The sequence below is a fragment of the Luteimicrobium sp. DT211 genome, assembly GCF_049844995.1.
GTDB lineage: Bacteria > Actinomycetota > Actinomycetes > Actinomycetales > Cellulomonadaceae > Luteimicrobium.
The window spans coordinates 1-994 of record NZ_JBNCMC010000024.1 but is presented as its reverse complement, the minus strand read 5'-3'; the positions used below and the strand labels follow the sequence as shown (position 1 = coordinate 994).

General features: G+C 68.9%; 1 protein-coding gene. It reads left to right on the top strand.

Annotation, left to right across the window (positions count from 1 at the left end; genetic code table 11):
• Nucleotides 1-994: ACR3 family arsenite efflux transporter (gene arsB, locus ACLQ14_RS19420; protein ID WP_425816097.1), on the top strand; the 994-nt coding region annotated here is incomplete at both ends.

The following is a 994-nucleotide window of genomic DNA, read 5'->3' as shown; positions in this document are numbered from 1 at the left end:
GTCGGGCGGTTCATCCCTGGGATCTCGGACGTGCTGGCCTCGATGGAGGTCGGCGGCATCTCGGTCCCGATCGCCCTGGGCCTGCTGGTCATGATGTACCCGGTGTTGGCGAAGGTCCGGTACGACAAGGTCGCCGCCGTCACCGGGGACAAGAAGCTGCTCGTCTCTTCGCTCCTGCTGAACTGGATCGTCGGCCCGGCACTGATGTTCACGCTGGCCTGGACGTTCCTGCCCGACCTGCCCGAGTACCGCACCGGCCTCATCATCGTGGGCCTGGCCCGCTGCATCGCGATGGTGGTGATCTGGAACGACCTGGCGTGCGGGGACCGCGAGGCCGCCGCGATCCTCGTCGCGATCAACTCCGTCTTCCAGGTGGTCGCGTTCTCGCTGCTGGGCTGGTTCTACCTCACGGTGCTGCCCGGCTGGCTCGGCCTTGACAGCCAGGGGCTCGACGTCTCGGTCGGTCAGATCGCGCTCAACGTGCTGGTGTTCCTCGGCATCCCGCTCGTGGCGGGGCTGGCGTCTCGCTGGGTCGGGGAACGTGCCAAGGGCCGTGAGTGGTACGAGGAGAAGTTCGTCCCGCGGGTCGGGCCGTGGGCCCTGTACGGGCTGCTCTTCACGATCGTGCTGCTGTTCGCGCTCCAGGGCGACGCGGTGACGTCGAATCCCCTCGACGTGGTGCGGATAGCGCTGCCGCTGCTCGTGTACTTCGCCGTGATGTGGGGCGCCGGGATCGTGCTCGGCAAGACGCTGGGCCTCGGCTACGCCCGCTCCGCGACTCTCGCGTTCACCGCGGCGGGCAACAACTTCGAGCTCGCGATCGCCGTAGCGATCGGTACGTTCGGTGCTGCCTCCGCCGAGGCGCTGGCTGGAGTGGTGGGGCCGCTGATCGAGGTCCCGGTGCTCGTCGGCCTGGTCTACGTGTCCTTGTGGGTCGCGCGCCGGTGGTTCGCCGTCGACCCCGGAGCGGGTGCCTCAGCCGAGGCCGTGGCCG